The organism is uncultured Ruegeria sp., assembly GCF_947489545.1.
In the GTDB taxonomy this organism is placed as follows: Bacteria; Pseudomonadota; Alphaproteobacteria; order Rhodobacterales; family Rhodobacteraceae; genus Ruegeria.
On the sequence record NZ_CANLDZ010000029.1, the window covers coordinates 13,987 to 36,474 of the forward strand.

The window sequence follows — 22,488 nt, forward strand, 5'->3', positions numbered from 1 at the left end:
ATGCAAAATCGTGAAATTTTCAGATGGACATTCACAGCTTCAGGGCTTTGGCTCATCTTGTCGCCATTCATGCTTCTCGGCGGCCAATCGGCTCTTAGCAATGCCCTCGTTGGCGATGCAGGACTGCTCATTCTCTCGGGTCTTTTGGCTTTGACCGTAGCGGGTTACGGCCACAACAAACATAACCTGGTCCAGACCTATCTGGGAGTTTCCTACGGTTTGATATTGGTAGCGGCTCCTTGGCTGCTCGGTTTCACCGAACCTGTGACCGCCTGGAATGCCGGCGTCGTCGGAACGGCTTTGGTTTTGGCGGGCCTTTATGTGGTGTTTCAGAAAATGCCGAAACACCACGCATAGTGAAAAACACTGTGTGGGGCGGCAAACGCCCCACACTTCCAATCGTTGTCCTTGCCAATTCTACTCACCCTGCATCTCTTCCGGAGATGGCTATTGGCTACGCGCCGTTCCGGCCGGCGATCGGCAGCAGGGAGATACCGCAACCCGCCATAACCTGCGTCAAGCAAGCAGAGCGGTCACGGAGGCACTCTCGCCAGTCGAACGGCTCGAGACAATGCTGCACCCTTGGGTCGGCTTTGCAATCATGCCGATCTTCGCGCTGGCAAATGCCGGCATCACGGTTCAGGGTGCCGATTTCGAACAACCGGTCTCCTTGGCGATAATTGTCGGCCTGGTGTTAGGAAAACCGATCGGCGTCTTCGGGTTCAGCTGGCTAGCTGTCCGATCAGGCCTGGCAGTGTTAGCGCCGGGCTTGTCGGGGCCGTTAATTCTGGCCGGCTCGTTTCTAACTGGTATCGGCTTCACGATGTCGCTGTTCATAGCGGGCTTGGCCTTCGATCCGGCGACGCTGAACGCCGCAAAGCTTGGAATTCTCTCAGGATCAGCTATTGCCGCAACGGCCGGGATCCTCATGCTGCTCCTGCTGACAATTCACGCAGCGCGCACAAAAAGCGCCACAAGCACCGCAGAACAAGACCGGGTACCCTAGAATGGGAAGAATACCGGGATCACCCCGACCACGGCTGCGCCGACGATAAGATTCATCGGAACGCCGATCCTGAGGAAGTCGGAAAACCTGTAGTTCCCTGCGCCATATACCAATGTGTTGGTCTGATAGCCGACCGGAGTGGCGAAACTTGCACTTGCGCCAAACATCACAGCGACGACGAACGGCTTTGCGTCGACACCGAGTTGTTCCGCAACACCGATCGCGAGGGGTGTAACGACGACGGCAACGGCGTTGTTGGTAACCGCCTCGGTGAGCGCCGAAGACAGTATGTAGATCGCAGCGAGCGTAACAATTAGGGGCAACTCTACGAGAGTCGGCACCAATGTCTCCACGATCAGGTTGACAGCTCCTGCATTCTGCATACCGCGTCCGACGATTAGCATGGAAAAGATCAGCACAAGGACGCTGGCGTCGATGGACGCCCAGGCTTCGCCGCTGTCGATGCACCGGAGCACGAGGATGGCAGCGACCGCGACAAGTGCGAGCACGCTGATCTCGGCGAACCCGGCAGCGGCGAGCGCCACAACCGCGAAAAGCGCGAACAGAGCTAGCGGCGCTTTCCCGCGGCGGAAGGCGCGCCCCCCGGCATCCGTGATCGCGGCAAGATCGCCCGCCTCGGTCATTCGGGCAAAGCCTTCAGGCGTTCCTTCCAAAAGCAGTGTATCGGCGGGGCGCAAAAGCGCCGTCGACAGGTCGGGTCCAAGCACTTCCCCATGTCGGTGGGCGCCAAGAACACGCATGCCGTATCGGTGCCCCATGGCAAGCTGGGCAATGCGCACTCCGCGGCTTCGGCGTGAAAGCGTCACGATAGCTTCGGCGACGATCAGCTCCGAGGTGTTTTCGGCCGCTGGCCCCTGGCGCAACCCGACTTCGATCCCTTCAAGTTTCCTGAGGGTGAGCAGTTCTGATGTCGCAACCTTGGCAATGATCCTGTCGCCCGGTTCGAGTATGTGTTCACTCAATCCCTCTCTCTTGACTCCAGACCGCGCACGGATGCCGACGATTTCAACACCTCTTCGGCTGAGGGCGGCGATTTCATGAATCGTTCGACCAATATTCGGGTAGTCCTCTTGCGGGCGTACCTCGGTCAAAAAAGTTGCTTTATCGTCGCCGCCCTGTTCCGCAATATCCTTTCGGTCCGGCAGTAGGACAGGTCCAAGCAGGAGGAGCGCCACACCGCCTGTGGCCGCGGCCACCAGACCGACCGGTGTGATCTCGAAAATTGAAAACGGTTCCAAGCCAGACGCCTGGGAAACGCCGTCCACCAGAAGGTTGGTCGACGTGCCGATCAGAGTACACGTCCCGCCCAGGACGGACATGTAGGATAGCGGAATCAACAGGCGTGTCGCAGCAAAGCCCAGGCTCTGCGCCAAACGAATGGCCACCGGTATGAGGACGATGACGACCGGCGTGTTGTTAATCAGACCCGAGGCGACTAGCGTCGCGATGAGAAACGCCGCTATACCGGCGACCGGGCGCTTGCTCCCTGCGGCGACAACCTTGTTCGCAAGTGCGTCGAGAAGCCCGGTTCGGACCAGCGCGCCGCTGATTACGAACATCGCGGCGATCGTTATGGGTGCAGGGTTCGAAAACACTGCCAGAACTTCATTCGTGGGGACAAACCCCAATACGACAAACAGCGCGGCGGCCCCCGCAGCGGTTACGTCCGGTTCGAAGCGCTCGGAAAGAAATGCTGCGAACAGAAGGACGACAACTGCGAGCGCAAGATAGGGTTCATAGTCGGCGATGAGCTCAATCTGTCCGCCCTCCTTCATTCATACCTTTGCCGCTGACGATATGCGGTCGCAGCATCCACCTTCCTGATTAGAGCGACAACTGAATAATCAGCCCAATTGTCCCGATAATACTGGCTCAGAAAGAAACTCTATTGGCACAGACGTGGCCGTCCGTGGAGCAACAAATGTCCTATTGAGGTGCTCCCAGTTTCCTATCCAACGCACCAATTCGCTGACCAGTGGCAATGTTAGGCAAGGCTCAGGTGGGAAGTGCCCGGGCCTCTGCAAACGACAGCAATCTGCGGCTTTTCTCATCCCAAAGGTGCAGTCGCGCGCAGCGGAAGCTTTCCCAAAGCGTAATGCGTCTGGTCTGTGCCAGGATGTCGTGATCCTTGACTACGTCGTGCAAACGGTAAAACGGGATGCGGCTGGCCAGGTGATGCACATGGTGGACTCCGATGTTCCCGGTGATCCAGCGCAGGATGCCGGGCAGAGCGTAGTGCGAACTGCCGTGAAGGGACGCGTCCCGGATGTTCCAGTCTTCCTCGTGCCGCCAGCTGGTTTCCTCAAACTGATGCTGCACGTAGAAAAACCACATGCCGGCTATTGCGGCCAGAAGCATCGTCGGCAGGAAGACGAACAGCAGTACTTCCCACCCGCCCAGCAAGACAATCACTGTCAGAGCGAGGCCTATGGCAGCGTTTGTCGCCATCGCACTCAACCAGTAGCGCCAGCCGGACCGCATCAGATGGACGGGCAGCCGGTTGTGCAGAAAGAACGTGTAAAACGGCACCACTCCGAACAGGAAAACCGGATGGCGCAACAGGCGGTAAAGCGTACGGCCGGGCCATCCCTTCCCGCGGTACTCCCTGACTGTCAGCACCGGCAGGTCTCCGATGCCCCGCCGGTCCAGGTTTCCGCTCGTGGCGTGGTGGATCGCGTGGGTCTTGCGCCAGACGTCGTAGGGTGTCAGCGTGATAACGCCGATCACGCGACCGATCCAATCGCACAGACGCCGGTCGCGGAACAGGGAACCATGCCCGCAGTCGTGCTGGATTATGAACAGCCGGAGCAGGAAGGCTGCATTCGCCAACGCGAGAGCCAGTGCCAACGCGGTGCTGATCGAGAGCACCCACCAGGCAACCGCCCATATTGCCACGAAAGGCGCGAGCGTGACCGTCAGTTCGAAAGTACTGCGAGAGGGGATTGGCTGCCGGTATTTCATCAGGGTTTGTGTCCAGTCTGATGCGGTCAGCCGCGCCTTTTCCTGTCTCGGACCGGTTACACCGGAGGGGTATCCCGTGCCGGGTGCCCCACCCGTAACGGGCAAGGGTTCTGGCTGGACCCGCGCTTGCCGCGCGGTCGAGGCAGATCCGGCAGTCTGCATGTCGGTTTGGATGCTGCCGTCTTGGTGGCCCATGCCACCCGGCATGTCCTGCTGGTCGGGCTGTTGGCCCCGTGCACTATTCGAGTTGGACGAAAACGGCATGGGCGATATCTATCTCGCTGAAATTATGTGTCATCCCGGCGGCCTCCGAACGGAGTTCCCGCCAGCAATGATCCGGTTGATGAGAACCGCCACGGACCGATGCGTCTCTATCTCTCCATCAGTTACAGCTGCGGTTTCATGCGTCTTTGCAGCATCGCGAAGGATGCCCATGATCTCACGTTCTGCGAGAAGCTTGTGATCGTTCATCGCCAGCAGCATCGACTCGCAGATTGCGAGGGCCGCCATTCCCGAGAAGTCCTGTTCGCTACGCATTTTGTGACTTCCTTCCAGGTAACTGTTAAAGTAACGCGCGACCGGGCGGCCTCGCTTATCACAAGCATCTTCGCAGAAAAAAGGCTATGCTGGGCTAACCGAAAGCAGTCTCTGCACGATTGCGCTTGGAGCTTTTCCGGCTTGTGAGGCCCCGATGACGGATATCTTTGAAAGCCCGCTGACACGGAAGCTGCAAGTCTTCGTCGCCTTGTCTGACGATGAATTGGACGTTTTGAAGCGTTTGCATCTGCGCCGCCGTTCCTTCACCGCGGGGCGTGATCTTGTGCATCAGGGGCAGTCGGATCAGGCCGCTTACATTCTGGCCGCTGGTTGGGTGTGTTCCTACAAGCTTCAGCCGGATGGAACTCGACAGATCGTAGACTTCCAGATACCAGGGGATTTTCTTGGATTGCGCAGCGTCCTTCTGCGCACCTCCGACCACAGTTTCGAGCCGGTCACGGACATTCAGGCGGTGGAGGTTCTGGGGGGCGACCTTCTGGAAGCATTCGAGAAAACGCCTCGCCTGGCGGCAGCCGTTCTCTGGGCAGCATCACGGGACGAAGCCATGGTCGTCGAACACCTCGTTGGGGTTGGCCGACGCGCCGCAGATTCGCGCATGGCGCATTTCTTCTTGGAACTGGCGGAACGGCTGAGGCTGGTCGGAATGGGGAGCAAGAAAGGATTCGCTTGCCCTTTGACGCAGTACCATCTTGCTGATGCACTCGGCTTAAGCGCCATCCATGTGAACCGTGTTTTGAGGCAGCTTCGCGAAAAACGGCTGCTGACCTTTCAGGACAGCCGCGTGACGTTCGACGACTATGACGGATTGGTGGCCATTTCAGGTTTCGATACGGCGTATCTGGATCAGACCGGCCCACTTTTGAAATGAAGGAGGCCGCCCTTCGCTAAACTTGGGCGGCCTGATTTTCTTCTAAGACGAGATAAGTCAGATAATCTCTTCTGCAGCCGCGTTGAGTTCCCTGTCCGTCTCGTCGTAGTTATTCGCCTCGTGCGCTTTCTCGGCAGCCTGGTAGTGTTCCAGCGCCCGATCTTTTCTGGGACCGGCAGGTGCTTTGTCACAAGCTGCTTTGACCGAGGTCATCTTCTCGGTGACATTGGTTTGTTCAGGCGTCATTAGAATGTCCTTTCCTGGACATTCCGAGAATAGGAAACGCTGGGCAATGCGGCTCGTTTCAAGAACCGCACGCTTCACGCGCTTCTATTTTGCTCGGAAATGAGTGCCGCCGGAGATTCGGCAGGCACGAAGCCATGTACTCATCTTCTCCGCCCCGCAACACTGACGCAGGTTAGCTTGGGACACCCGAGAATCCTACTGTCCGTTTGGGCATTGGCTGCCGTCGCCATGTTCTGGTTATGAATCATGACCTTAGGGGCCGGTTCACATGTCAACGGGTGCGTTAAAGGTTTCGCCCCAAGGTGAAGATTCATCCTTCTGGAGTCAGGTGGTGGGGGTTTGCTGATGTGACAGCCGCAGCCACCGACCGTTGTCCAGCAAATATGTGGACGCGCAGAGCGCCTCATAGATTGGTGAACCCGACTTTTCAGCGAATACGCGATAGGCGAGCACGGCAATGGCTCCTTGCCTGATTTGGCTGCGGTCTCTCATTTCCACAGTTCGCCAGCCCGTGGTTTTCTTCATATGCTCCAGGATCTGTCCGCCCTGAAGGATGCCCGGCGGATAGGGAAGTATCATCACTGCATTTGTTGCAGTCACCGTGCGAGCGCTGTCCGCGCCGCTGGTCCAGTGTCGCGCCTCCAGATCCCAGAGGATCGCATTGTCGTGACCGGGTGGGCCGCCCTGCCTGCGATCGCCGTCTTGTGCTTTGCCCAAGGTCATTGGCCCGTTCCCGGAGTGCCTGCGAGTATTAACTGCACAATCAGAAGGAAGATCGTCAGTACCGCCCATATCAATCCAGGAAAATTTTCCGGCCGGTTTTCCACGCCACCAGAATCAGCCTTAAAAAGCTTACGTCGTTTGGGAAGAAGACGGGTCAGTTCCCGCGCGACCGATCTGTAATCCTGTTTGAGTTCGGGCACGTCACGGAATTGCGACAACAGCATCTCCAGTCGCGAATCAGCGGCCTCTTCCTCCAAAGCGGCAAGCGCGGCTGCCTCTTCCCAAGGTTCGAGTTCTAGCCTTGCAAGGGCCGAAAGTACCGTAACAGCATTGCCTTTCCGATCCTCACCAACGAAGGCTTGCAGAAACCGATCGAACTCAGGGCTATGCGGGTAAAGAATGCCACCTGCGGGCATCACCATTTCCTCCTTTTCAGTGCTTTCGGACCTTGGGAGCGAACGTGCCGACTGACCGGGGCCTCCTCTGGCAAGATCAAAATGTTTCGGATTGTTTCGATCATACCCGCATCGTCTGGAGCACGCGCTGAGGCAGATCAGCCGGTGTCCAAACCTCTGAAGTCAAGCATCAGGGCAGCTCCAAGGTTCGCCGGCACGGCCCGGGTCCCAGCGACGCTAACATGGGTCAGCGCGCATCGCCCGGTTCTGGGATAGTGTATGATGACCGCAAATGCAGGCTACCTCTCTGCAATCAGGATACGGCAGCCCTTGCAGCGCGGAAGGCACGTATACATCGCGGAGACCGGGGATGGCGCTGCGTTCAATCAGATCCACCGTGACCTTCCCGCGCCCGTTTACCCTATCCGGATATTCGGACGAGCTGCCTGCCGGTGAATACGAAGTATTGGTTGAGGAAGAACTTATCGAGACGCTGAGTTTCACGGAATACCGCAGAACAGCGATTTTCCTGACCATAAACGGCAAAGGGTGTTCGCTGGGCCAAACAGAAATGCGACCAATTTCCTGGACCGACCTGGAAACGGCACTTGGCCGCGGCATTCAATATGACATCTGAAGATAGCGAGGCGGCGCTTTGCCGCTGGAGGAACTACAATGAACACTCCCGAATGGCTTAAACCCGGCCTCTACGGCGCCGTCATCGGCGCAGTACTTGTTAGTGTAGCTGGATTTTCTTGGGGCGGCTGGGTAACCGGCCGAACCTCGAACGACAGGTCCGTGGCTATGGCCCGTGAACATGTTGCCACCGCATTGGTGCCTGTCTGTCTGGACATGGCCCGATCCGATCCGGAACGGGCTGCCAAGATGGCGGCGATCCGGGCAGCCTCTACCTTCCGGCAGCGAGAGGCCCTCATGGCGGCTGGCTGGGCGACGGTACCAGGCACAGAGACCCCGAACCGGGACATCGCGCAATCCTGCCTTGCAGCCCTTGACGTAAACAAGTCACCGGAGCGTCCGGAAAACACGATCAATGAAGGATGAGCAGCGCCATGTCACCACCTCTGCCTGAAACAACCGATCTTGATCGGCGCGTTCTAGCCCATGAACGGGTTCTCCAGTCGCTCATTGCTTACATGTCCCACACGGAACCGCGTTTTCTTGAGCACCTGAAGAAGCGTTTTGTTGAGCCGATGGCCATGGTGCGGCACGAGCATGACCACCGGAACGCGGATGACTACGCGGAGGAGTTTATTCGCGCCGTGATGGCCCTTGGAGAAACGCAATTGCCAAAGGCGGCAAGCTCCACCGTACTCGTTAAGCCATTGCACCAACCGGAACAGAGACAAACATCGGCACACCCCTATTATCCAACCGCGCAAGCTGATCGTGTCCGTGTCAGAGAGAGGAATGGGATCTGGGAGGTCAAGGTGGATGGCGTATTCCACGGGGACTACCACGACAAGGGCAATGCTCTGGCAGCCGCAGCTTTGGCGCGCTTGTCGCTTTGATGAGAGGACTTCTCCTATGAACGAGCTAGTCAGAAAGTCAATTGCGGTTTTCGCCCGGCCTTTCAGTGTGCCTGACTTCGACGAGAGGCTTCCGGCAGGAGAGTATGACATTGAAACGGAACTGTGTTCACCGCCCGACCAGCTGCACCCGGAAGTCTGGAAAGCATCTGTAGCGGTGAGGCTGCATTCTCCGGCATCCCACCCCGGCCTGGCGAGAACCTTGACCGTTTCACTGGCCGACCTCGATGACGCCCTGGCAAAGGACAAGCTGACCGGAAAAGATCTGGCCGAAATTTTCCTCGAAGAAATGCTGGCAGACCCGATGGTTCGGCTGGTGATGGAGGCCGACGGTGTTTCCGAGATGCAGCTTCGGCATCTCTACGCGGGCGGGCGCGCATCTCAGGCGGACAAAGAGGCACGGGATGCGGATTCAACAGGTACATCGCCACAAGAAAACTCACAAATACAGGCTGCGGAGAACGAAGGAATGCCGACACAGAGGGAATAAGACACGTGGATCCACCCCGCCGACCGCCAGGGTCTGCGCCGGGTGCCGGTTCGCACGAGCAAGGGAGAAAACGATATGCCCGACCAGAACGGCGGCCCGGAAGACCGTGGGCCATGGCAAAGCAAACAGAATAGCAATCCTCCCGAGATTGACGATCTTCTTCGTCAAGGCCGCGACCGCCTGAGCGGATTACTCCCTGAAGGGCGGCCGCCTCTGAGAGGGGTACTGGTTGCAGGAGCGATAGTCTTGGCGGCGGTTGCAGCCTGGTCTTCCTATTACACAGTCCCGAGCGACTCGGTCGCCGTTGTCCAGCGTTTCGGCAAATACATTGCTGAGGTTCCGCCTGGCCTGCATTTCAAATTCCCGTTTGGCATCGACGTTGCCACACTGGTGCCCGTGAAACGGCAGCTGAAGCAGGAATTCGGATTCACCACGCCGGGCAGGAGTGATCCCTTCCAAAGCCCGTCTGACGGCCGACGTGAAACCGAAATGGTTACGGGAGATCTGAACGCCGCGCTTGTGGAATGGGTGGTGCAGTACCGGATCTCGGACCCCCTGAAGTTCCTGTTCGAGGTACGCGAGCCAAGCGCGACTTTGCGCTACGTTTCTGAGTCGGTGATGCGCGAGGTCGTTGGAGACCGCACGGTTGACGAGGTCATTACCATCGGCCGGCAAGAGATCGAGAGCGAGGCACTTTTTAAGATGCAGGCTCTGTCCACGAAATACGCCATGGGCATCAGTATCGACCAGGTGCAGCTGAAGAACATCAACCCGCCGGGGCCTGTTCAGGCGTCATTCAATGAGGTCAACCAGGCACAGCAGGAAAAGGAACGCCTGATCAACGAGGCGCGCCGCGAGTACAACAAAGTCATTCCGCTGGCCGAGGGCGAGAAAGATCAGCGGATTCGAGAGGCTGACGGTTATCGCCTGAAACGCATCAACGAGGCGGAAGGCGACGCTGCGCGGTTCACCGCGCTTTTGGCCGAATACGTCAAGGCACCAGAGGTCACGAGGCGGCGGATATACATAGAAACCCTCCAGGATGTTCTGCCCACAATCCTGTCAAAAATCATTGTCGAAGGATCGACTGCGAGCATCCTGCCGCTTTTGAACCTCGACAGGCTTCAGGAGGATCCGTCATGAGCATCAGACTGGGTCTCATTGCAGGGATTGCGGCTGCAGTTGGCGTGATTGCCTCCGGTTCCCTCTACACAGTTGGCGAAGTCGAACAGGCCATTATCACTCAATTCGGCAAACCCGTGGGAGAACCAGTTATAACGGCGGGTTTAAAGGTAAAGCTGCCCATCGTTCAGGAAGTCAACCGGATCGACCGCCGGGTTCTTGAGTGGGATGGCAATCCGTCCGACATGCCCACTAAGGACAAGCTCTACATTTCCGTCGATCTGTTCGCCCGCTGGAAAATCACCGACCCGTTGCAATATTTCCTGAGGCTGCGCGATGAGCGCAGCGCGCAATCCCGTCTGGACGATATTCTCGGCAGCGAAACCCGCAATGCCGTCGCAAAACACGAGTTGATAGAGATTATCCGGACTACGAAAGGCCGGATCCCGCTGCGGGACACGCTTCTAACCGATGAGGAGCGTGCGCAGGACATAGGTTCTCTGGTTCCTATCCAGAAAGGCCGCGCACTTGTGGAACAGGAGATTTTCGCAGCCGCCTCAGAGAAGGTTCGTGTATTTGGGATCGAGCTTCTCGATATCCGTTTCAAGCGGATCAATTACAATGAGAGTGTGCGTCCGAAGATCTACGACCGCATGATCTCCGAGCGTCGCCAGATCGCTGAACGTTTTCTTTCCGAAGGCAATGGCGAAGCCGCGCGAATTCGCGGCAACCGGGTTCGCGATCTGAACAAGATACAATCTGAAGCGTATCGCGCCGTCGAGGAAATCCGCGGCGTGGCTGACGCCTCGGCGGCTGCGATCTACGCAAAAGCCTACAACATCGACGCCCAAGCCGCCGAATTCTTTGCGTTTACCCGGACAATGCAGGCCTACAAGGACATGATTTCAGGCGGAACGACGCTGGTCCTGACAACCGATAGCGAACTTTTCAGGTTTCTGAGAGGAATGGAGGCCGGAGAGCCGTCTGGGAGTACGTCTCCTCTCCCTCCCGGCCTGACGGCTGCGGCCGAACGCTGATGTAGCGAAGGACAAAGAGATGACGGAAGAACCGGTGGATTTAGACGAAAGGCGAAGCGCCGAACGCCAGATTGCGACCGACACCCGTTGCCGCAAACGCGGTGTTTGGGAGCAGACGCCATCCACACCATCCGCGTCTCGTTTGTCTGACCTGACTGCAGCGAAAGGACGGTTTGAGATTTGGGCATCGACGTGTCTTTGAATGACCGGTCAGGCGACATCGGCTGCAATGCAGCGATGAACGTGCCGCACTTGCGAACGGATGCTGCGCCGACAAACACCCGGAAGGGCAACGGCGGCAAAGTCCCGCATTCAGGAATTCGCAAGGCTTAGATTTGAAGGACCGGTTTGGGGCTGAGACCGGGCACTCAACCAAATTCGCAGGTTGTCGGTAGCGAGCCTAATTGAGGGGATGCTGCGGGAGGCATGTGTGTCCCCATCTGTGCAGCTATGAGATATCATCCTAAATCGGCGATCGTAGCGAGAACTGCCGAACAATGGGCCGCGATCCTCTCCGCAGCGGCCTCTGGTTTCAACGCAGTTACGTCTAATCGAAGGGTGTAAGGTAGGTCGCTGCCGATTAGTGGCTTTGATGAAGCGTGGTTGCGTTGCGCAACCTCTGCACCCTGCAGCTTTCCTTTGCCTTTCCGCTCAGGCGATTGAATGCGCTTTATATTCTCTTCGAGGCCGCAGACGATATGAACCATCACAAGGGGCGGCCGTTGGTCGCTTCGATCCAGGAACCTTTGCCACTCTTCCATAGCCCATCCCGTCTCGCCCGTCAGGACAGTGGTGAAAATGACAGGGATATCGGAGGGCAAGGCCGCAATGAGCTCGTCCGCGATTTCTTCGACACGCCGCACGGTTTCCCTAAATTCGGGAGTGCGAAACTCGGTCAGGGCGAATGCGAGATTGTAGAGTGTGTGAATATCGACAAGACGCGCCTTCAAGAGCTCTGCGAGTTCTCGCCCGATTGTCAGTTTACCGACGCCAGGATAGCCGTTCAGCACAATAATCATTTTATCAGAATACTGCTTGCCCCAGGCTTTGACCAACTACAAAAGCAGGCAAAGGCGCAGGCTCAGCGAAAACTCGTATTGTCAACTGACCGGCCAGCGGGTTCCCAAGTCTAATGTCCAGTTTGGACTGCCGACTGACCTCGGCACCGTATACAGTCAAGGTCTGGTTTGAGCTGATAGTGTTGAAAAACTCCATTTTTAACGGAAGGCGTTAAAAAATCCCGCCGTTGAAAGCCGGTCAAAAGTTTTAGCCAGGGGGATCGGCCAGAGCACGGCATTGCCGTCGTGTCGCGCGCTCATGGCCTTCTCCATCCAAACTGGGGTGACTTTTCAGGCGCGATGGAATTTGGCGAGAAAATGCATGATCGGAATTTTCGAGTTTTTCAACACTATCAGCCCAACTAGTACCTTGGATTTTTTCGCTGTGGGCGCAAGCGGCACGAAATTCGCGGCATCTGATTGGTTCATGTCGCTGCGCAACAGTGGGAAAACCGGCCATTCAAACGCCGCGCAGCGAAATTTCGTCAGGCAATGAGCGAGACGAGGGATTTTCCTGCCGCTGCACTTCATAGGGAGGTCGATTGCCATCTAATTTCCTGGCAACAACACGACAGAGACTAGAACTCTTGTTGTAACAACTTTGCGAGTTTGATTGTCATACTCACATCCATTAAGGCAACGTTACGTTCGACGGGTGAGATATTCCATTGCCCATTTCTAAAATGACGAGGCAATGTTTTCGCCACCCCCAACACACCCTGTTCACTATAAATCTTGGCGAGAAAAGCCTTTACTTCTTGTGGTATTTCTGAGGCCAGATGCTCCGCTCGCACGGCCTCTTCTTGATTGGACTTAGCCTTTTCTTGAACGTATTTATCATACCTTGAGACGCCTTGCACCCAGTGGCCATTATCCTCCATGAACTCCGTGGCTGCATCAGTCCAGAGCACCCGCTCATTGTTCGGAGAAAGAAGACCATTGTTGACCAGCGCATCTGTTAATAATTCATAACCACTAGGCGGAGAAAATGGATGTTTGGTGCTACTGAATTTACCCCCAGTTCCAACAAAAAAACGAAAGAAAAACCCCAGAAGTTCAACAAAATGCTTTGGTGAAAGTTCAGGATGGGTTTCGATTGCATCAGCGACATTTACTTGGTCTGTTATTGGGGAATAGTTGAATTGGCCGGGGTCTTTTTTATACACCCCGAGTTCAACAAAAAGGTCGCCGCCCTCGCGCCCTACAAATAACAGTTCTTCGGCTTCTCTAGTGCGCCGATCAACCGTAAGCATGCCCGAAAGGCGTTCGTGCACCAATGACGCGATCTGTGCGGCCAAAATTTGCTCTTTAGGTAACATGCAGTACAGCCCCCAAATCCACCTCATGAATGTACCCAGATGGTTAATGGCCTAGGGCTCAATTGGGAACAGTGAATCAGCAAATTGAACTTGTGTTAGTTCGGGCTGAGGCTGTGTGAAAATTCTGACCGGTTGGCGAAATATGTCGAAAATACCCTTTATGTGCGTTCTCTCGTGCTTCTGAGAGAGCATTTGCACAGGCGCTGAAAACGAGTTCGACGAAAGAGTTCGTGGGCCGGAGTTTTCACAAAGCCTCAGCTCATAGCCGCCGAATGTCCCCGCAGCAAGCACCGTGATAGGGATGGGACGGAACCGGTCATCGGCGAAATGGGCTAAACCTTTGAACTTCAGTCTTCTCCTTCGCGGCCCTGTCGTTCGCGTCAATTGAGCCGAACTCTGCGCCGAAAATGGCGGGAATAGGGTTCCGAGCCCAAATTCACCGATGCTGCACTGTGCACGAACGTCCGTTAGCTGCTAAACAGAGTTGCAGCAATAACGTCGGGAGGCGCATCTGAAACACTCAACGACAGAATTCTGCACGCTGGCTTTACTGCTTTTCCCCGATGTAGCGTTCGCCGAGGTCTGCGACAAAGAAGTGCCAAACTGGGATTTCGCTACCGGCCCTGTTTCGCAACTTGAGTACCTTGTTGCAACGACGACCAGCCCACTCGGTGTAGTGATCATGACCATTTTAGCCTTAGCCATTGTTTTTAGAAAGTTATGGCTTCTGGTTCTCGGAGGCGTACTAACGCTACTAGTGATTTTGGGGATGATAAGCGTCTTGTCCGACCCAGTATATTTGGCTTCAATTGGAGAGGGCTGCCGCGCAGAGCCGTATTGGACGCTATCTGCACTAGCCGTAGTTTTCCTCGCTTTCGTGGCGCTGACCATAAAGACCCGGAAGGGAATACAACCCACCTCATAACGAAGTCGCGCGACCTTGGTATGTCAACGAAAGCCGACAATGGCGCAATTGCTGCGAATTGGCGCTTCGTCCCGCTCACTTGCCATGCGGTACTGGAATTTGAACGTCCGGAATGTGCAGTTTGCGACCCTCTGCACGAGCGAAGCCTCAAAGTGGGATGAAGGTCCGGTAAGGGCTCAAAGCAGCGGATGCCGCGTCCTCCTGAGTTGCTGCTGGTGATTAGAAAAGTATTGATATGTTCAAGGACTTTGATGTTGGTCTACGCTCGCGACAAATTCCTCACGTTATAGAGATCTATTCATGAGCAGCCCTGTTAAGCATCATTACCTCCCAGAGTTCTAACTAAAACGTTGGGCAGGGGAGAACGGGACAGTATTTCGTTTCAGTCGCCCTCATGTTGAAAAACTTGTTGGAGAACCGGTATCAACCAAAGGAACTGGATATGAACCTCATTTGTATTCCATGAGTATGCCCGAAGGCCCGCCTAACCCTGCTATGGAACAAGGTTTCATGTCTCGATTAGACGATGAAGCCGCCAGGGCAATTAAACTACTCGAGAAGAGGTTACCAAAATCCAAGTGGGAACCACGGTATAGAAGCGCTTGGTCGCGTTACGTATGGGCACAGTTGATCAGAACACCGTCCGAAATTGCACAACTCAAGTCGTTGATCAAAGAACCGAGTGAAAACATAACTCCCGGCTTAAGAGAAGCATACGAAAAGAATCGTCCGGAAGGTGCGCCGGACAGTGTTGATGATTACTTAGCCAACCTTGATCCGCATGAGGTAGACCGGATTATTCGTTACCTACCACGAATGATGGACAATCCGCGTATTGGCGGGTTCATCCAAAACATGTACTGGAAGGTTCTAGACTTCGAAGGTACTGGCATCCCATTGATTACTTCTGATCGGCCAGTGTGGATGAACCCGATGTTCGCTGAATCTGATCCAGCCATTGTATTGCCCATCAGCCCAACCAGTCTTTTTGTTGCAACACAAGATAATGAAACAATGATGCGCATCGAGGCTCGGAGCCTTCGCCAGATAGCGAAGGAAATGAACAGGGCAAGTGTTCAGCACGCAGTCACGTTCGTCTTCGGTAAGGAAAGCACTATAGACGCTAAAACGACGGCGTTTGTGCAGAAGCACTTCGCAATGCGTCGGCAATCTACTCCTTTGGAACGCATCGCAGCAAAACATGGACATAGAATAGTAGCAGAGGACAGACCGCTTGGATCGCATAACAGAGAAACGGAAGGTTAGGAGTTTCCACCTCGAGGCAGAACAATGCCATTGCAGAACCTCTAAACGTTGGCAGTGTCTAGGTCATGTTGACAAATGGCGGAGCCACAGGCGGATTGACGTGATGTCGACGAAACCGAGGAAGCTTTCTGCAGTTTTGTCGTAGCGTGTCGCGACGCGGCGGGCATTCTTCAACTTGTTGAAGCATCTCTCCACCAGGTTCCGCAGTCGATACAGCGGGCGATCAACTCCAACACGCTTCTTTCGCGACTTCCGCATGGGAATTACCGGTTGGATGTTTCGGCTGCGCATATTGTCGCGAATGCTGTCCGCATCGTACCCCTTGTCAGCTAACAGCACCAAAGGTTCGGGCAGATTGTCGTCCATGATGAGATCGAAGCCGAGATAATCGGACGTCTGGCCGGGAGTGATGTCAATTCGCATCGGCAGGCCGGCGGCATTCACCCGGAGATGGATCTTGGTCGTGAAGCCACTTTTTGAGCAGCCAAGACCCTGTCGGGGAGTCCCCCTTTAGCGCCCGATGCCTGATGATGCGCACGAACCACGGTGCTGTCGACCATTTGAAGGGCGTCAGGAACGATCCTGCTCTCGGTCAGCGCCTCCAGGATCTGTTCCCATAGCCTTGCAAGCGTCCAACGCCGGAACTGTCGATAGACACTCGACCATTTCCCAAATTCTTCAGGAAGGTCCCGCCACGGTGCGCCGGAGCGTGCTATCCAGAAAACGCCATCAAGAACAAGGCGGTGGTCGTTTGGTTTGCGTCCGTTCGGGGCTCGGACAGAAAGAATGAACTGTTCAAAGAACGCCCACTCCTCGTCCGACATCAAGTCTCGTGCCAAGCTGGTCTCCATCGCAGATACCAGCTTGAATCATACTCAAAGCCTAATGTGAATCCCTTTTGTCAACATGACCTAGGTCATTTACCCCCGTCGAAATCGATGTTGCGTGAGTAGAATCCCAGTCCAAAATGACATCGGCCAGATCAATAATAATATTCTCATATTTCTCAAGTATGTTAAATAATTCATGACAGGTCTCCGCAACCTTGGCTTCTGACCCTTCGGTTACTTCTTTCACGCTACCTTTTATCGAATGTGATGGAATTTCTTGCGAAGTTTCGAAACAAATATCTGTCACCTTCGTCTACGAGTTTGATGATTTTGAGAATTTTTGAGCTTCAATATTGATCCGTGACGAAGACATCGTGATTCACCGTTTCATAGCAAGAACAAGGTATTCTGATTAGCAAGCTATGCTTGCATTAGCGTGGATAGAAAATTTCTTCTTCCCACCGTTTATTTAAAGTTACAAAGTCACAATAAAAAGTCTAGCCCTCCACCTGTCCCAATTCTCATTAATGCACACAGAGAAAAGATTTTGCACAAAGAGTAAAATAATTATCGAGTAACTTCAGTACATTTATCTCTAGGCAAGTGCACCGAGCAGATGGAATACCAATGCGCCGCCAGTGGTAGCTCAGCATAAAATCGCGCAAAGGTAATTAGCCTCTTTAAAAATCAATTTAAAGATGTTTGTAATGCAACATCATCGCAATGAAGACAGATCGGAACTGAATCAATGGAGAATAGCGACAGTTTCAAGACTTTTGCCGTAGGGTTAAAACTGCTTGATCACGATGGGCTGCTTACTCCGAAATTACTAAAACACTTTGGAAGGATTATCAGCAAGCAAACCAGCGCTCGTAAAAGCCGGCTGCACTATTTTCGCAGGTCCACCCTGTATCAACAGTCGTCCTACTGCCGAATTCTAGAAGCAACGCTGAACATCAGCACAAATGCGGTACCCGAGAAGCTGATTGATACGCTGCGATCAACCCAAACCCCATTTGGCAGTTTGTTAGAGGAATTCGGAATAGAGACGAAAATTGTCAACCGAATTTTGACCGTAACATGCGATCGGGCGAAATGTGAATTGCGGCTCGGGCGGCAGCATCAGATCACGAATGCAAAGACTGCAGAGGTCATCTGCGACGTCGAGGAAATTCTGTTTCCAGAGGCGGAACTGAGCAAACTTACCCATCCTGAAAAGGAAATGGAGAGCCATGTATAGCTGCATAGTAATCGGCGCCGGTCCCGGTGGCCTTGTCAGTACAAAAGAGATTTTGGAACAAGATGCCGGGACGATTTTATGCCTGGAGCGATCACAAACAATTGGTGGCGTGTTCTCCAATAGCTACGATGGTCTGAAACTCACATCTTCTTCTGTTTTCAGCATGTTTTCAGACTATTGGATCGGGGAGGATAGGAAACACCATTTCTGGAACAAGGAGGAGGTTCTCGAATATTGGGAAGGCTATGCCAAGACATACGGCGTTCTGGATCACATCCGGTTCAACTCAACGGTCCAAAGCGTTTCTGACCAGGGGGAAAGCTGGAAAGTAGCCTTGGCAACAGGGGAAAATTTTGAATGCAAACGACTTGTTCTAGCGATCGGAAACAACAATGTCGTGAATTACCCGGTATGGCACGATAACTTGAAAGACATCACATATTCGCATTCGAAAGACTATTTGAATTCGGATAATTTCAAAGGCAAACGCGTTCTTGTGGTCGGGGGCGGAGAGTCTGGCTCCGACGTAGCTTATGAAATTTCGGCCGTTGCAGAAAAATGCTGGGTGAGTTTGCGTGAATCTACTGGCTGGGTGGTACCGCGCAAACGTGGAGAACACGCTTCGGACGTATCAACGCATCGCGGCATCTGGAACTTGCCCCGTGAGTACGGTGAAAAGCTTAGCCCCAAGATTCTTGAATTGGAGAGAGCGCGCAATGATCCGATTTTTGATGCGCTGGCCGATCTGAATGAAATGGTTAAAACCCGCTATGGTATTTGGGGCACTTACGGGACCAAAACGCTCGCGTTGCCAAAGGCCATTGCCCATCACGGTTGTGAGATCGTCAAAGACATTACCGAGGTTAACGAAGGCGGGAAGCAACTCAAAACGGCCTGCGGCAATCGCCTTGAAGACGTAGACGCCGTGGTTTTCTGTACGGGTTACAAAAACCGCGTTTCCTTTATGCCTAAAGGACTAAGGGAATGTGACCCGCGCCAGCTTTACAAACACATGTTTCATGGTGATTTGAAAGAGCGGCTTGCTTGGGTGGGCTGGGCCCGGCCAGGGTTTGGCAGTCAGTTCCCAATCATGGAAATGCAGGCACGGTATTGTGCAGGTGTCTTTGCGGGAACCCATAAACTCCCGACCCGAAGCGAGATGACCGAGGTCGCGCGACATGACATGGCTGTGTATGAGGACCAGTTTGAGCATAACGCGCGAAGGATCCGAAGCTTGGTAGACTATTTCCGCTACATGGACGACATCGCTTCATTAATAGGGTGCCAGGTGCCGCTTAATCGTTATTTCTGGCGGCATCCTTTGCTTTGGCTCAAGCTGGTCTATGGCCCAATGCAGGCTACGCAGTTCCGCTTGGCTGGACCTGGCAAGAAAGTCGCTCTTGCACATAGTTTTTTGTGTAAAATGCCGGTCAGCAGCTTTAACCACATTGTAAAGGCTGGACTACGCGGCAGAATATACTACCTGCGCAAGTCTTTGCTATCTCGCATTACGCGGGTACCGCCGGTCAGTACGAAAGAAAAATCCGGGCAGAGCATCGACAATGCATAAGCTGACATTCCCCACTAATGCCAGTGTTCTGGATCTGCAGGCTCTGTTTGGGCGCAAATTTTATTTCTATCTTCGCTTAGGTTTCTTTGTCCTAAGTTGCGCGCTGTTGTTGGCGCTGTTGATCAGCTCTGACCAGCTAAAACCATTTCTAGCAGAGAGCCATTTCTGGAAGCTGGCCTATTTTTTGGTTGGGATTTGCGCCGCACTTGTCGCCAATTCAACGGGCGTGGGCGGTGGGGTGGTATTCTTGCCGGTGTTCATAAGTCTTGGAGTCTCACCGGCTGAAGTTCTGGCGACAAGCATTGCGATTCAATGCTTTGGCATGACCTCGGGAAGCTTGTCGTGGCTGCAATACCGTTTCGTGAAACGCATGGAAGAGGAGCAGGGTTGGTCGCAGTTCTGGCCCATTTTGTGGATGAGCACATTGTGTGCTTTCATTGGCGTCGCTTGCGTTCAAGCCTTCTCCCCAACGCCTCCTTGCGACATCAAACTTTTATTTTCCATATTTTCGATTGTGGTCGGCTGCCTCATCGCTTTGACAACGATCAAACGGCGTCAATTGAGTACAAGCAGCGTAGGTGTCATGCCATATCAGCACGCCATTTACATTGTCGCTTCGGGATTTACAGGTGGCGCTATTACCGCTTGGATATCTGTTGGCGTCGGTGAGATCTTGGCGATTTGCCTGATACTGCTCGGGTATAGACTGAACATGGCGATTGCACTTGCTGTCTGCGTCGGCGCCGCGACCGTTTTTTTTGCTTTGCCTTTCCATTTATCTGTCCCCGGATTGGTGAACGTTCAGCTGTTGGTATGTGCTGCGCCTGGCGCGTTGATTGGGGGCGCCGTTGCCAGAAAAATCACAGTCGCGATCGGTGCTAACCGGATGAAACTTTTGATGGCGCTATGGATCATATTCAGCGCCACGGTCTTTCTATTTGTTTCTCTTGCATGAGAGAGACGGATTTAACCGGAAACAAGTTTCGACAAAATGGAGCAAGAATGACCACAGGACAACGAGCCAAGCTTAGGCAGAAGATCAAAGAATGGCGAGCTGCCGCAGAACCGGTCGGGCCACAACATGTTCTTTGGGAAACGATATTCGATGCCGAGGCACTTCTTGTGGGCCGCGCAACGTTCCGTCCGAAAGATGAGATTTTGGCGATGGCAGAGCATTCACACTAGGGAGCCAAATAGTGGAACAAGAGCCGTCACTTCATCCGATCCCGCAACTGCTGAGCAATCATATGGCGACCAAATATGTCTTTGTTGCCAGCAGCCTCGAACTGTTTGAGGCAATTGCCAGCGGCCACCAGACATTGCAGGCACTTGCGAAACAACTCGATGTGCCGAGCCGAACCCTCTGGATAATCGCAGATGCCCTCGTTGCGATCGGCTTTCTCGAAAAGGTTGAAGACCAGTATCACAATACACAGCTCACGGCGACGTTTTTGAGCGGTCAACCGGGCAAGGACCTGCGTCCGATTCTGAAGCTTTGGGACACAGTTGTTTATCCTCAATGGGGGACACTGGAGGCCTCTGTTCGGCTTAACAAGCGGACATTAGGGTTTCCGGAATTCAGCCCCGGGCAACGGCACATCTTCGACATGGGAGTCACCACCTTGACGGTTCCATCACCAGAGGCTCTTGCGCAAAAGTACGATTTCAGTACGCATAAAAAGGTCCTTGATATGGTCGCAGGCATGGGCGTCTTTCTTAAGACAGCACTTGCGACGCGGCCTAACATTTCAGGTACGTTGGTCGAGATGCCAGAGACGGCGCAGATCGCGCGCCAGAATCTGGCCGAAACCCCTTTCAGTGATCTCTTTGAGGTTGACATACCGGACGGTCACGACGCCGTCATAGTCGCAAACATCGTTCATATGTTTTCGCCTGAAAAAAACTTGATGCTCCTGAACCGCATTCGCCAGCGCGTGGTCGAGGGCGCAAAACTGCTACTGATCGGTTTTGGACTGACCCCACACATACAAAGCCGTCATTTGCAGCGCTTATGGTGGCCGAGTTTCAAATCACAACGGGTGAGGGCGATGTCTATAGCGTAGATGAGATCGACAGTTGGCTTAAAACAGCGCACTGGCGAAAGACAGCTACCGGTTTAAGGCCAGTGCCAAGGCCGTAAAGAAAACAGAAAAGGAGACCGCAACACTGACCGCGTCATAAACAGCGACGCATAACTGAGTGTGGGGCAAATCTCGGTGAAAATACCGGGTCAGTTCTCAGTGACATTCAACAGCCTGGCAATCAATTATGAACTGGGATTTCTAGCTTGCGCACCGCGCAATCTGGGGAAGTATCATTCTGATAACATCATCTAAGGATTGATCGCCCAGGCCAATACGCGAGGAAGCAATATGCCACTTTCGATAATAGGGTCAGGCTTCGGTAGAACCGGCACGATGTCTTTGAAAACAGCGCTGAACAAACTCGGCGTAGGGCCTTGTCATCATATGGATGAAATCATCGCAAACCCCGACCAGCTTCCAGTCTGGCGACAAGCGTTGAGGGGAGATGATGTCGACTGGTCAGTGGCGTTTGATGGATATAGCAGTGCGGTCGATTGGCCTGCGGCACACTACTGGGAACAATTGGCTGACGCATTCCCTAAGGCTAAAATCATTCATACAACGCGCACACCGGAGCAGTGGTGGACGAGCTTTTCATCGACTGTGGGCAAGGTCATTGGTATGAAAGGTACATCAGACGGAGCGGAGCAAATTCGCAATGCGCCTGAATTGATCAACGAGATGATCGCGAAGCAAACCTTTGGATCATCTCACGATGACAAATCCGCTGCGTTGCAGGCCTTCGAAAAGCGTGACGCAGACGTGCGATCCTATCCAGCCCAGGACAGAATTCTCATGTTCGACGTGACTGAGGGTTGGAAGCCGCTTTGCGCATTTCTGAGCGTACCCATTCCTAATGAACCTTTTCCACATAGCAACAGCAGGGAGGACTTTTGGGCGCTCATCAAGTCAAAGTTGGGATAAGGAGTTTCTCAGATTAAGCCACAGCGTCTTATGCCTGCAGGAACCGCCGGTGATCGACGGAGAGCGTTCTTTAGGTCGTGTTGACAAAAGAGGTGCTCACCGCGCGCTGATCGTGCTTCAAGCTGGCATCTGCGGTAGAGGCCAGCTTGATATGTTGCCTGGTGTCTGACGAAGGGCAGGTCTTCTAGAACACCACTTTGAGGCCTGCATTTGCGCTCAGGGCGCTGGTATCACCTGCGTTGCTGAGCCCGGTGGCATAAGAGGCTTCGCCAAAGAGATCCACGCGGTCCGTCAGGGC

Annotated in this window: 26 protein-coding genes and 1 pseudogene; 16 read left to right on the forward strand and 11 right to left on the reverse strand. The window is 54.1% G+C overall.

Annotated features, from left to right (window positions below; genetic code table 11):
- Both Q1B13_RS24345 and Q1B13_RS24350 read left to right on the forward strand, forming a co-directional pair.
- Positions 1-357, forward strand: a complete 357-nt coding sequence (locus Q1B13_RS24345) for an SPW repeat protein (RefSeq protein WP_299085232.1) — start codon at positions 1-3, stop codon at positions 355-357.
- Entirely contained in the window at positions 320-1,006 is a 687-nt protein-coding gene (locus tag Q1B13_RS24350) for a Na+/H+ antiporter NhaA (protein WP_298938065.1), read from the forward strand. Before Q1B13_RS24345 ends, Q1B13_RS24350 begins: the two co-directional genes overlap by 38 nt.
- On the opposite strand, the gene Q1B13_RS24355 is transcribed toward Q1B13_RS24350, so the two are convergent.
- The 3 genes from Q1B13_RS24355 to Q1B13_RS24365 form a co-directional block, all read right to left on the reverse strand.
- Entirely contained in the window at positions 1,003-2,802 is a 1,800-nt protein-coding gene (locus tag Q1B13_RS24355; RefSeq protein WP_299085227.1) for an SLC13 family permease, read from the reverse strand. The genes Q1B13_RS24350 and Q1B13_RS24355 overlap by 4 nt on opposite strands.
- A gap of 220 nt (positions 2,803-3,022) precedes the next feature.
- Complete coding sequence (locus Q1B13_RS24360; RefSeq protein WP_299085251.1) at positions 3,023-3,988, reverse strand: fatty acid desaturase; 966 nt, start codon at positions 3,986-3,988, stop codon at positions 3,023-3,025.
- A gap of 294 nt (positions 3,989-4,282) precedes the next feature.
- Positions 4,283-4,525, reverse strand: coding sequence for a hypothetical protein (locus tag Q1B13_RS24365; RefSeq protein ID WP_299085225.1), 243 nt, complete (start codon positions 4,523-4,525; stop codon positions 4,283-4,285).
- Positions 4,526-4,679: 154 nt separating this feature from the next.
- Here Q1B13_RS24365 and Q1B13_RS24370 point away from each other — a divergent pair, with 154 nt between their 5' ends.
- Entirely contained in the window at positions 4,680-5,414 is a 735-nt protein-coding gene (locus Q1B13_RS24370; RefSeq protein WP_299085222.1) for a Crp/Fnr family transcriptional regulator, read from the forward strand.
- Between the two features lie 57 nt (positions 5,415-5,471).
- On the opposite strand, the gene Q1B13_RS24375 is transcribed toward Q1B13_RS24370, so the two are convergent.
- The 3 genes from Q1B13_RS24375 to Q1B13_RS24385 all read right to left on the reverse strand — a co-directional run bounded on the left by Q1B13_RS24375 (position 5,472) and on the right by Q1B13_RS24385 (position 6,799).
- The gene (locus Q1B13_RS24375) at positions 5,472-5,660 is read right to left on the reverse strand and encodes a hypothetical protein (protein ID WP_113788272.1); all 189 of its coding nucleotides are present in this window, start codon (positions 5,658-5,660) and stop codon (positions 5,472-5,474) included.
- A gap of 324 nt (positions 5,661-5,984) precedes the next feature.
- The gene (locus tag Q1B13_RS24380) at positions 5,985-6,383 is read right to left on the reverse strand and encodes a hypothetical protein (RefSeq protein ID WP_298938062.1); all 399 of its coding nucleotides are present in this window, start codon (positions 6,381-6,383) and stop codon (positions 5,985-5,987) included.
- Positions 6,380-6,799, reverse strand: a complete 420-nt coding sequence (locus Q1B13_RS24385; RefSeq protein ID WP_298938060.1) for a hypothetical protein — start codon at positions 6,797-6,799, stop codon at positions 6,380-6,382. Before Q1B13_RS24385 ends, Q1B13_RS24380 begins: the two co-directional genes overlap by 4 nt.
- Positions 6,800-7,148: 349 nt before the next feature.
- Here Q1B13_RS24385 and Q1B13_RS24390 point away from each other — a divergent pair, with 349 nt between their 5' ends.
- The 6 genes from Q1B13_RS24390 (at position 7,149) to hflC (ending at position 10,974) form a co-directional block, all read left to right on the forward strand.
- Positions 7,149-7,415, forward strand: a complete 267-nt coding sequence (locus tag Q1B13_RS24390; RefSeq protein ID WP_298938058.1) for a hypothetical protein — start codon at positions 7,149-7,151, stop codon at positions 7,413-7,415.
- Positions 7,416-7,453: 38 nt separating this feature from the next.
- Positions 7,454-7,840 carry a hypothetical protein gene (locus Q1B13_RS24395; protein WP_298938056.1) on the forward strand — a complete coding sequence of 129 codons (387 nt, stop codon included), beginning with the start codon at positions 7,454-7,456 and terminating at the stop codon, positions 7,838-7,840.
- Between the two features lie 8 nt (positions 7,841-7,848).
- On the forward strand, positions 7,849-8,307 hold the full coding sequence (locus tag Q1B13_RS24400; protein ID WP_298938054.1) for a hypothetical protein: 459 nt from the start codon (positions 7,849-7,851) through the stop codon (positions 8,305-8,307).
- Positions 8,308-8,323: 16 nt separating this feature from the next.
- Positions 8,324-8,815 (forward strand): hypothetical protein, encoded by a 492-nt coding sequence (locus Q1B13_RS24405; RefSeq protein ID WP_298938053.1) that lies wholly within the window; start codon positions 8,324-8,326, stop codon positions 8,813-8,815.
- Positions 8,816-8,890: 75 nt separating this feature from the next.
- On the forward strand, positions 8,891-9,958 hold the full coding sequence (gene hflK, locus Q1B13_RS24410) for an FtsH protease activity modulator HflK (RefSeq protein WP_299085219.1): 1,068 nt from the start codon (positions 8,891-8,893) through the stop codon (positions 9,956-9,958).
- A complete protein-coding gene (gene hflC, locus Q1B13_RS24415; protein WP_299085216.1) occupies positions 9,955-10,974 on the forward strand; it encodes a protease modulator HflC in 1,020 nt (339 codons plus the stop codon). The genes hflK and hflC overlap by 4 nt, the downstream gene beginning before the upstream one ends.
- 458 nt (positions 10,975-11,432) lie before the next feature.
- On the opposite strand, the gene Q1B13_RS24420 is transcribed toward hflC, so the two are convergent.
- The 3 genes from Q1B13_RS24420 to Q1B13_RS24430 all read right to left on the reverse strand — a co-directional run bounded on the left by Q1B13_RS24420 (position 11,433) and on the right by Q1B13_RS24430 (position 13,351).
- Positions 11,433-11,993, reverse strand: coding sequence for an AAA family ATPase (locus tag Q1B13_RS24420; RefSeq protein ID WP_299085213.1), 561 nt, complete (start codon positions 11,991-11,993; stop codon positions 11,433-11,435).
- Between the two features lie 330 nt (positions 11,994-12,323).
- Complete coding sequence (locus tag Q1B13_RS24425) at positions 12,324-12,581, reverse strand: hypothetical protein (protein WP_299085210.1); 258 nt, start codon at positions 12,579-12,581, stop codon at positions 12,324-12,326.
- A gap of 29 nt (positions 12,582-12,610) precedes the next feature.
- Positions 12,611-13,351, reverse strand: coding sequence for a hypothetical protein (locus Q1B13_RS24430; RefSeq protein WP_299085207.1), 741 nt, complete (start codon positions 13,349-13,351; stop codon positions 12,611-12,613).
- Between the two features lie 1,279 nt (positions 13,352-14,630).
- Here Q1B13_RS24430 and Q1B13_RS24435 point away from each other — a divergent pair.
- A pseudogene (locus Q1B13_RS24435) lies at positions 14,631-15,542 on the forward strand (DUF4238 domain-containing protein); the annotation flags it as partial.
- A gap of 63 nt (positions 15,543-15,605) precedes the next feature.
- Here Q1B13_RS24435 and Q1B13_RS24440 read toward each other — a convergent pair.
- Positions 15,606-16,393 (reverse strand): IS5 family transposase gene (locus Q1B13_RS24440; RefSeq protein WP_299085204.1). Its coding sequence is split into 2 segments (ribosomal slippage): positions 15,606-16,054 and positions 16,054-16,393, totalling 789 coding nucleotides; the frame shifts between segments, so codons are not numbered across the junction.
- A gap of 31 nt (positions 16,394-16,424) precedes the next feature.
- Complete coding sequence (locus Q1B13_RS24445; protein ID WP_299800651.1) at positions 16,425-16,619, reverse strand: hypothetical protein; 195 nt, start codon at positions 16,617-16,619, stop codon at positions 16,425-16,427.
- A gap of 501 nt (positions 16,620-17,120) precedes the next feature.
- Here Q1B13_RS24445 and Q1B13_RS24450 point away from each other — a divergent pair.
- The 6 genes from Q1B13_RS24450 (at position 17,121) to Q1B13_RS24475 (ending at position 22,190) form a co-directional block, all read left to right on the forward strand.
- The gene (locus tag Q1B13_RS24450; RefSeq protein ID WP_298938047.1) at positions 17,121-17,612 is read left to right on the forward strand and encodes a hypothetical protein; all 492 of its coding nucleotides are present in this window, start codon (positions 17,121-17,123) and stop codon (positions 17,610-17,612) included.
- Positions 17,605-19,182 carry an NAD(P)-binding domain-containing protein gene (locus tag Q1B13_RS24455; protein WP_299085202.1) on the forward strand — a complete coding sequence of 526 codons (1,578 nt, stop codon included), beginning with the start codon at positions 17,605-17,607 and terminating at the stop codon, positions 19,180-19,182. Before Q1B13_RS24450 ends, Q1B13_RS24455 begins: the two co-directional genes overlap by 8 nt.
- Positions 19,175-20,137: a sulfite exporter TauE/SafE family protein gene (locus tag Q1B13_RS24460; RefSeq protein WP_298938045.1), complete on the forward strand. Its 963-nt coding sequence runs from the start codon at positions 19,175-19,177 to the stop codon at positions 20,135-20,137. The genes Q1B13_RS24455 and Q1B13_RS24460 overlap by 8 nt, the downstream gene beginning before the upstream one ends.
- Before the next feature lie 47 nt (positions 20,138-20,184).
- Positions 20,185-20,367 carry a hypothetical protein gene (locus Q1B13_RS24465; RefSeq protein WP_299085200.1) on the forward strand — a complete coding sequence of 61 codons (183 nt, stop codon included), beginning with the start codon at positions 20,185-20,187 and terminating at the stop codon, positions 20,365-20,367.
- 11 nt (positions 20,368-20,378) lie between these two features.
- Entirely contained in the window at positions 20,379-21,245 is an 867-nt protein-coding gene (locus Q1B13_RS24470) for a methyltransferase dimerization domain-containing protein (RefSeq protein WP_299085197.1), read from the forward strand.
- A gap of 309 nt (positions 21,246-21,554) precedes the next feature.
- Complete coding sequence (locus Q1B13_RS24475; protein ID WP_299085194.1) at positions 21,555-22,190, forward strand: sulfotransferase family protein; 636 nt, start codon at positions 21,555-21,557, stop codon at positions 22,188-22,190.
- Positions 22,191-22,488 lie beyond the last annotated feature (298 nt).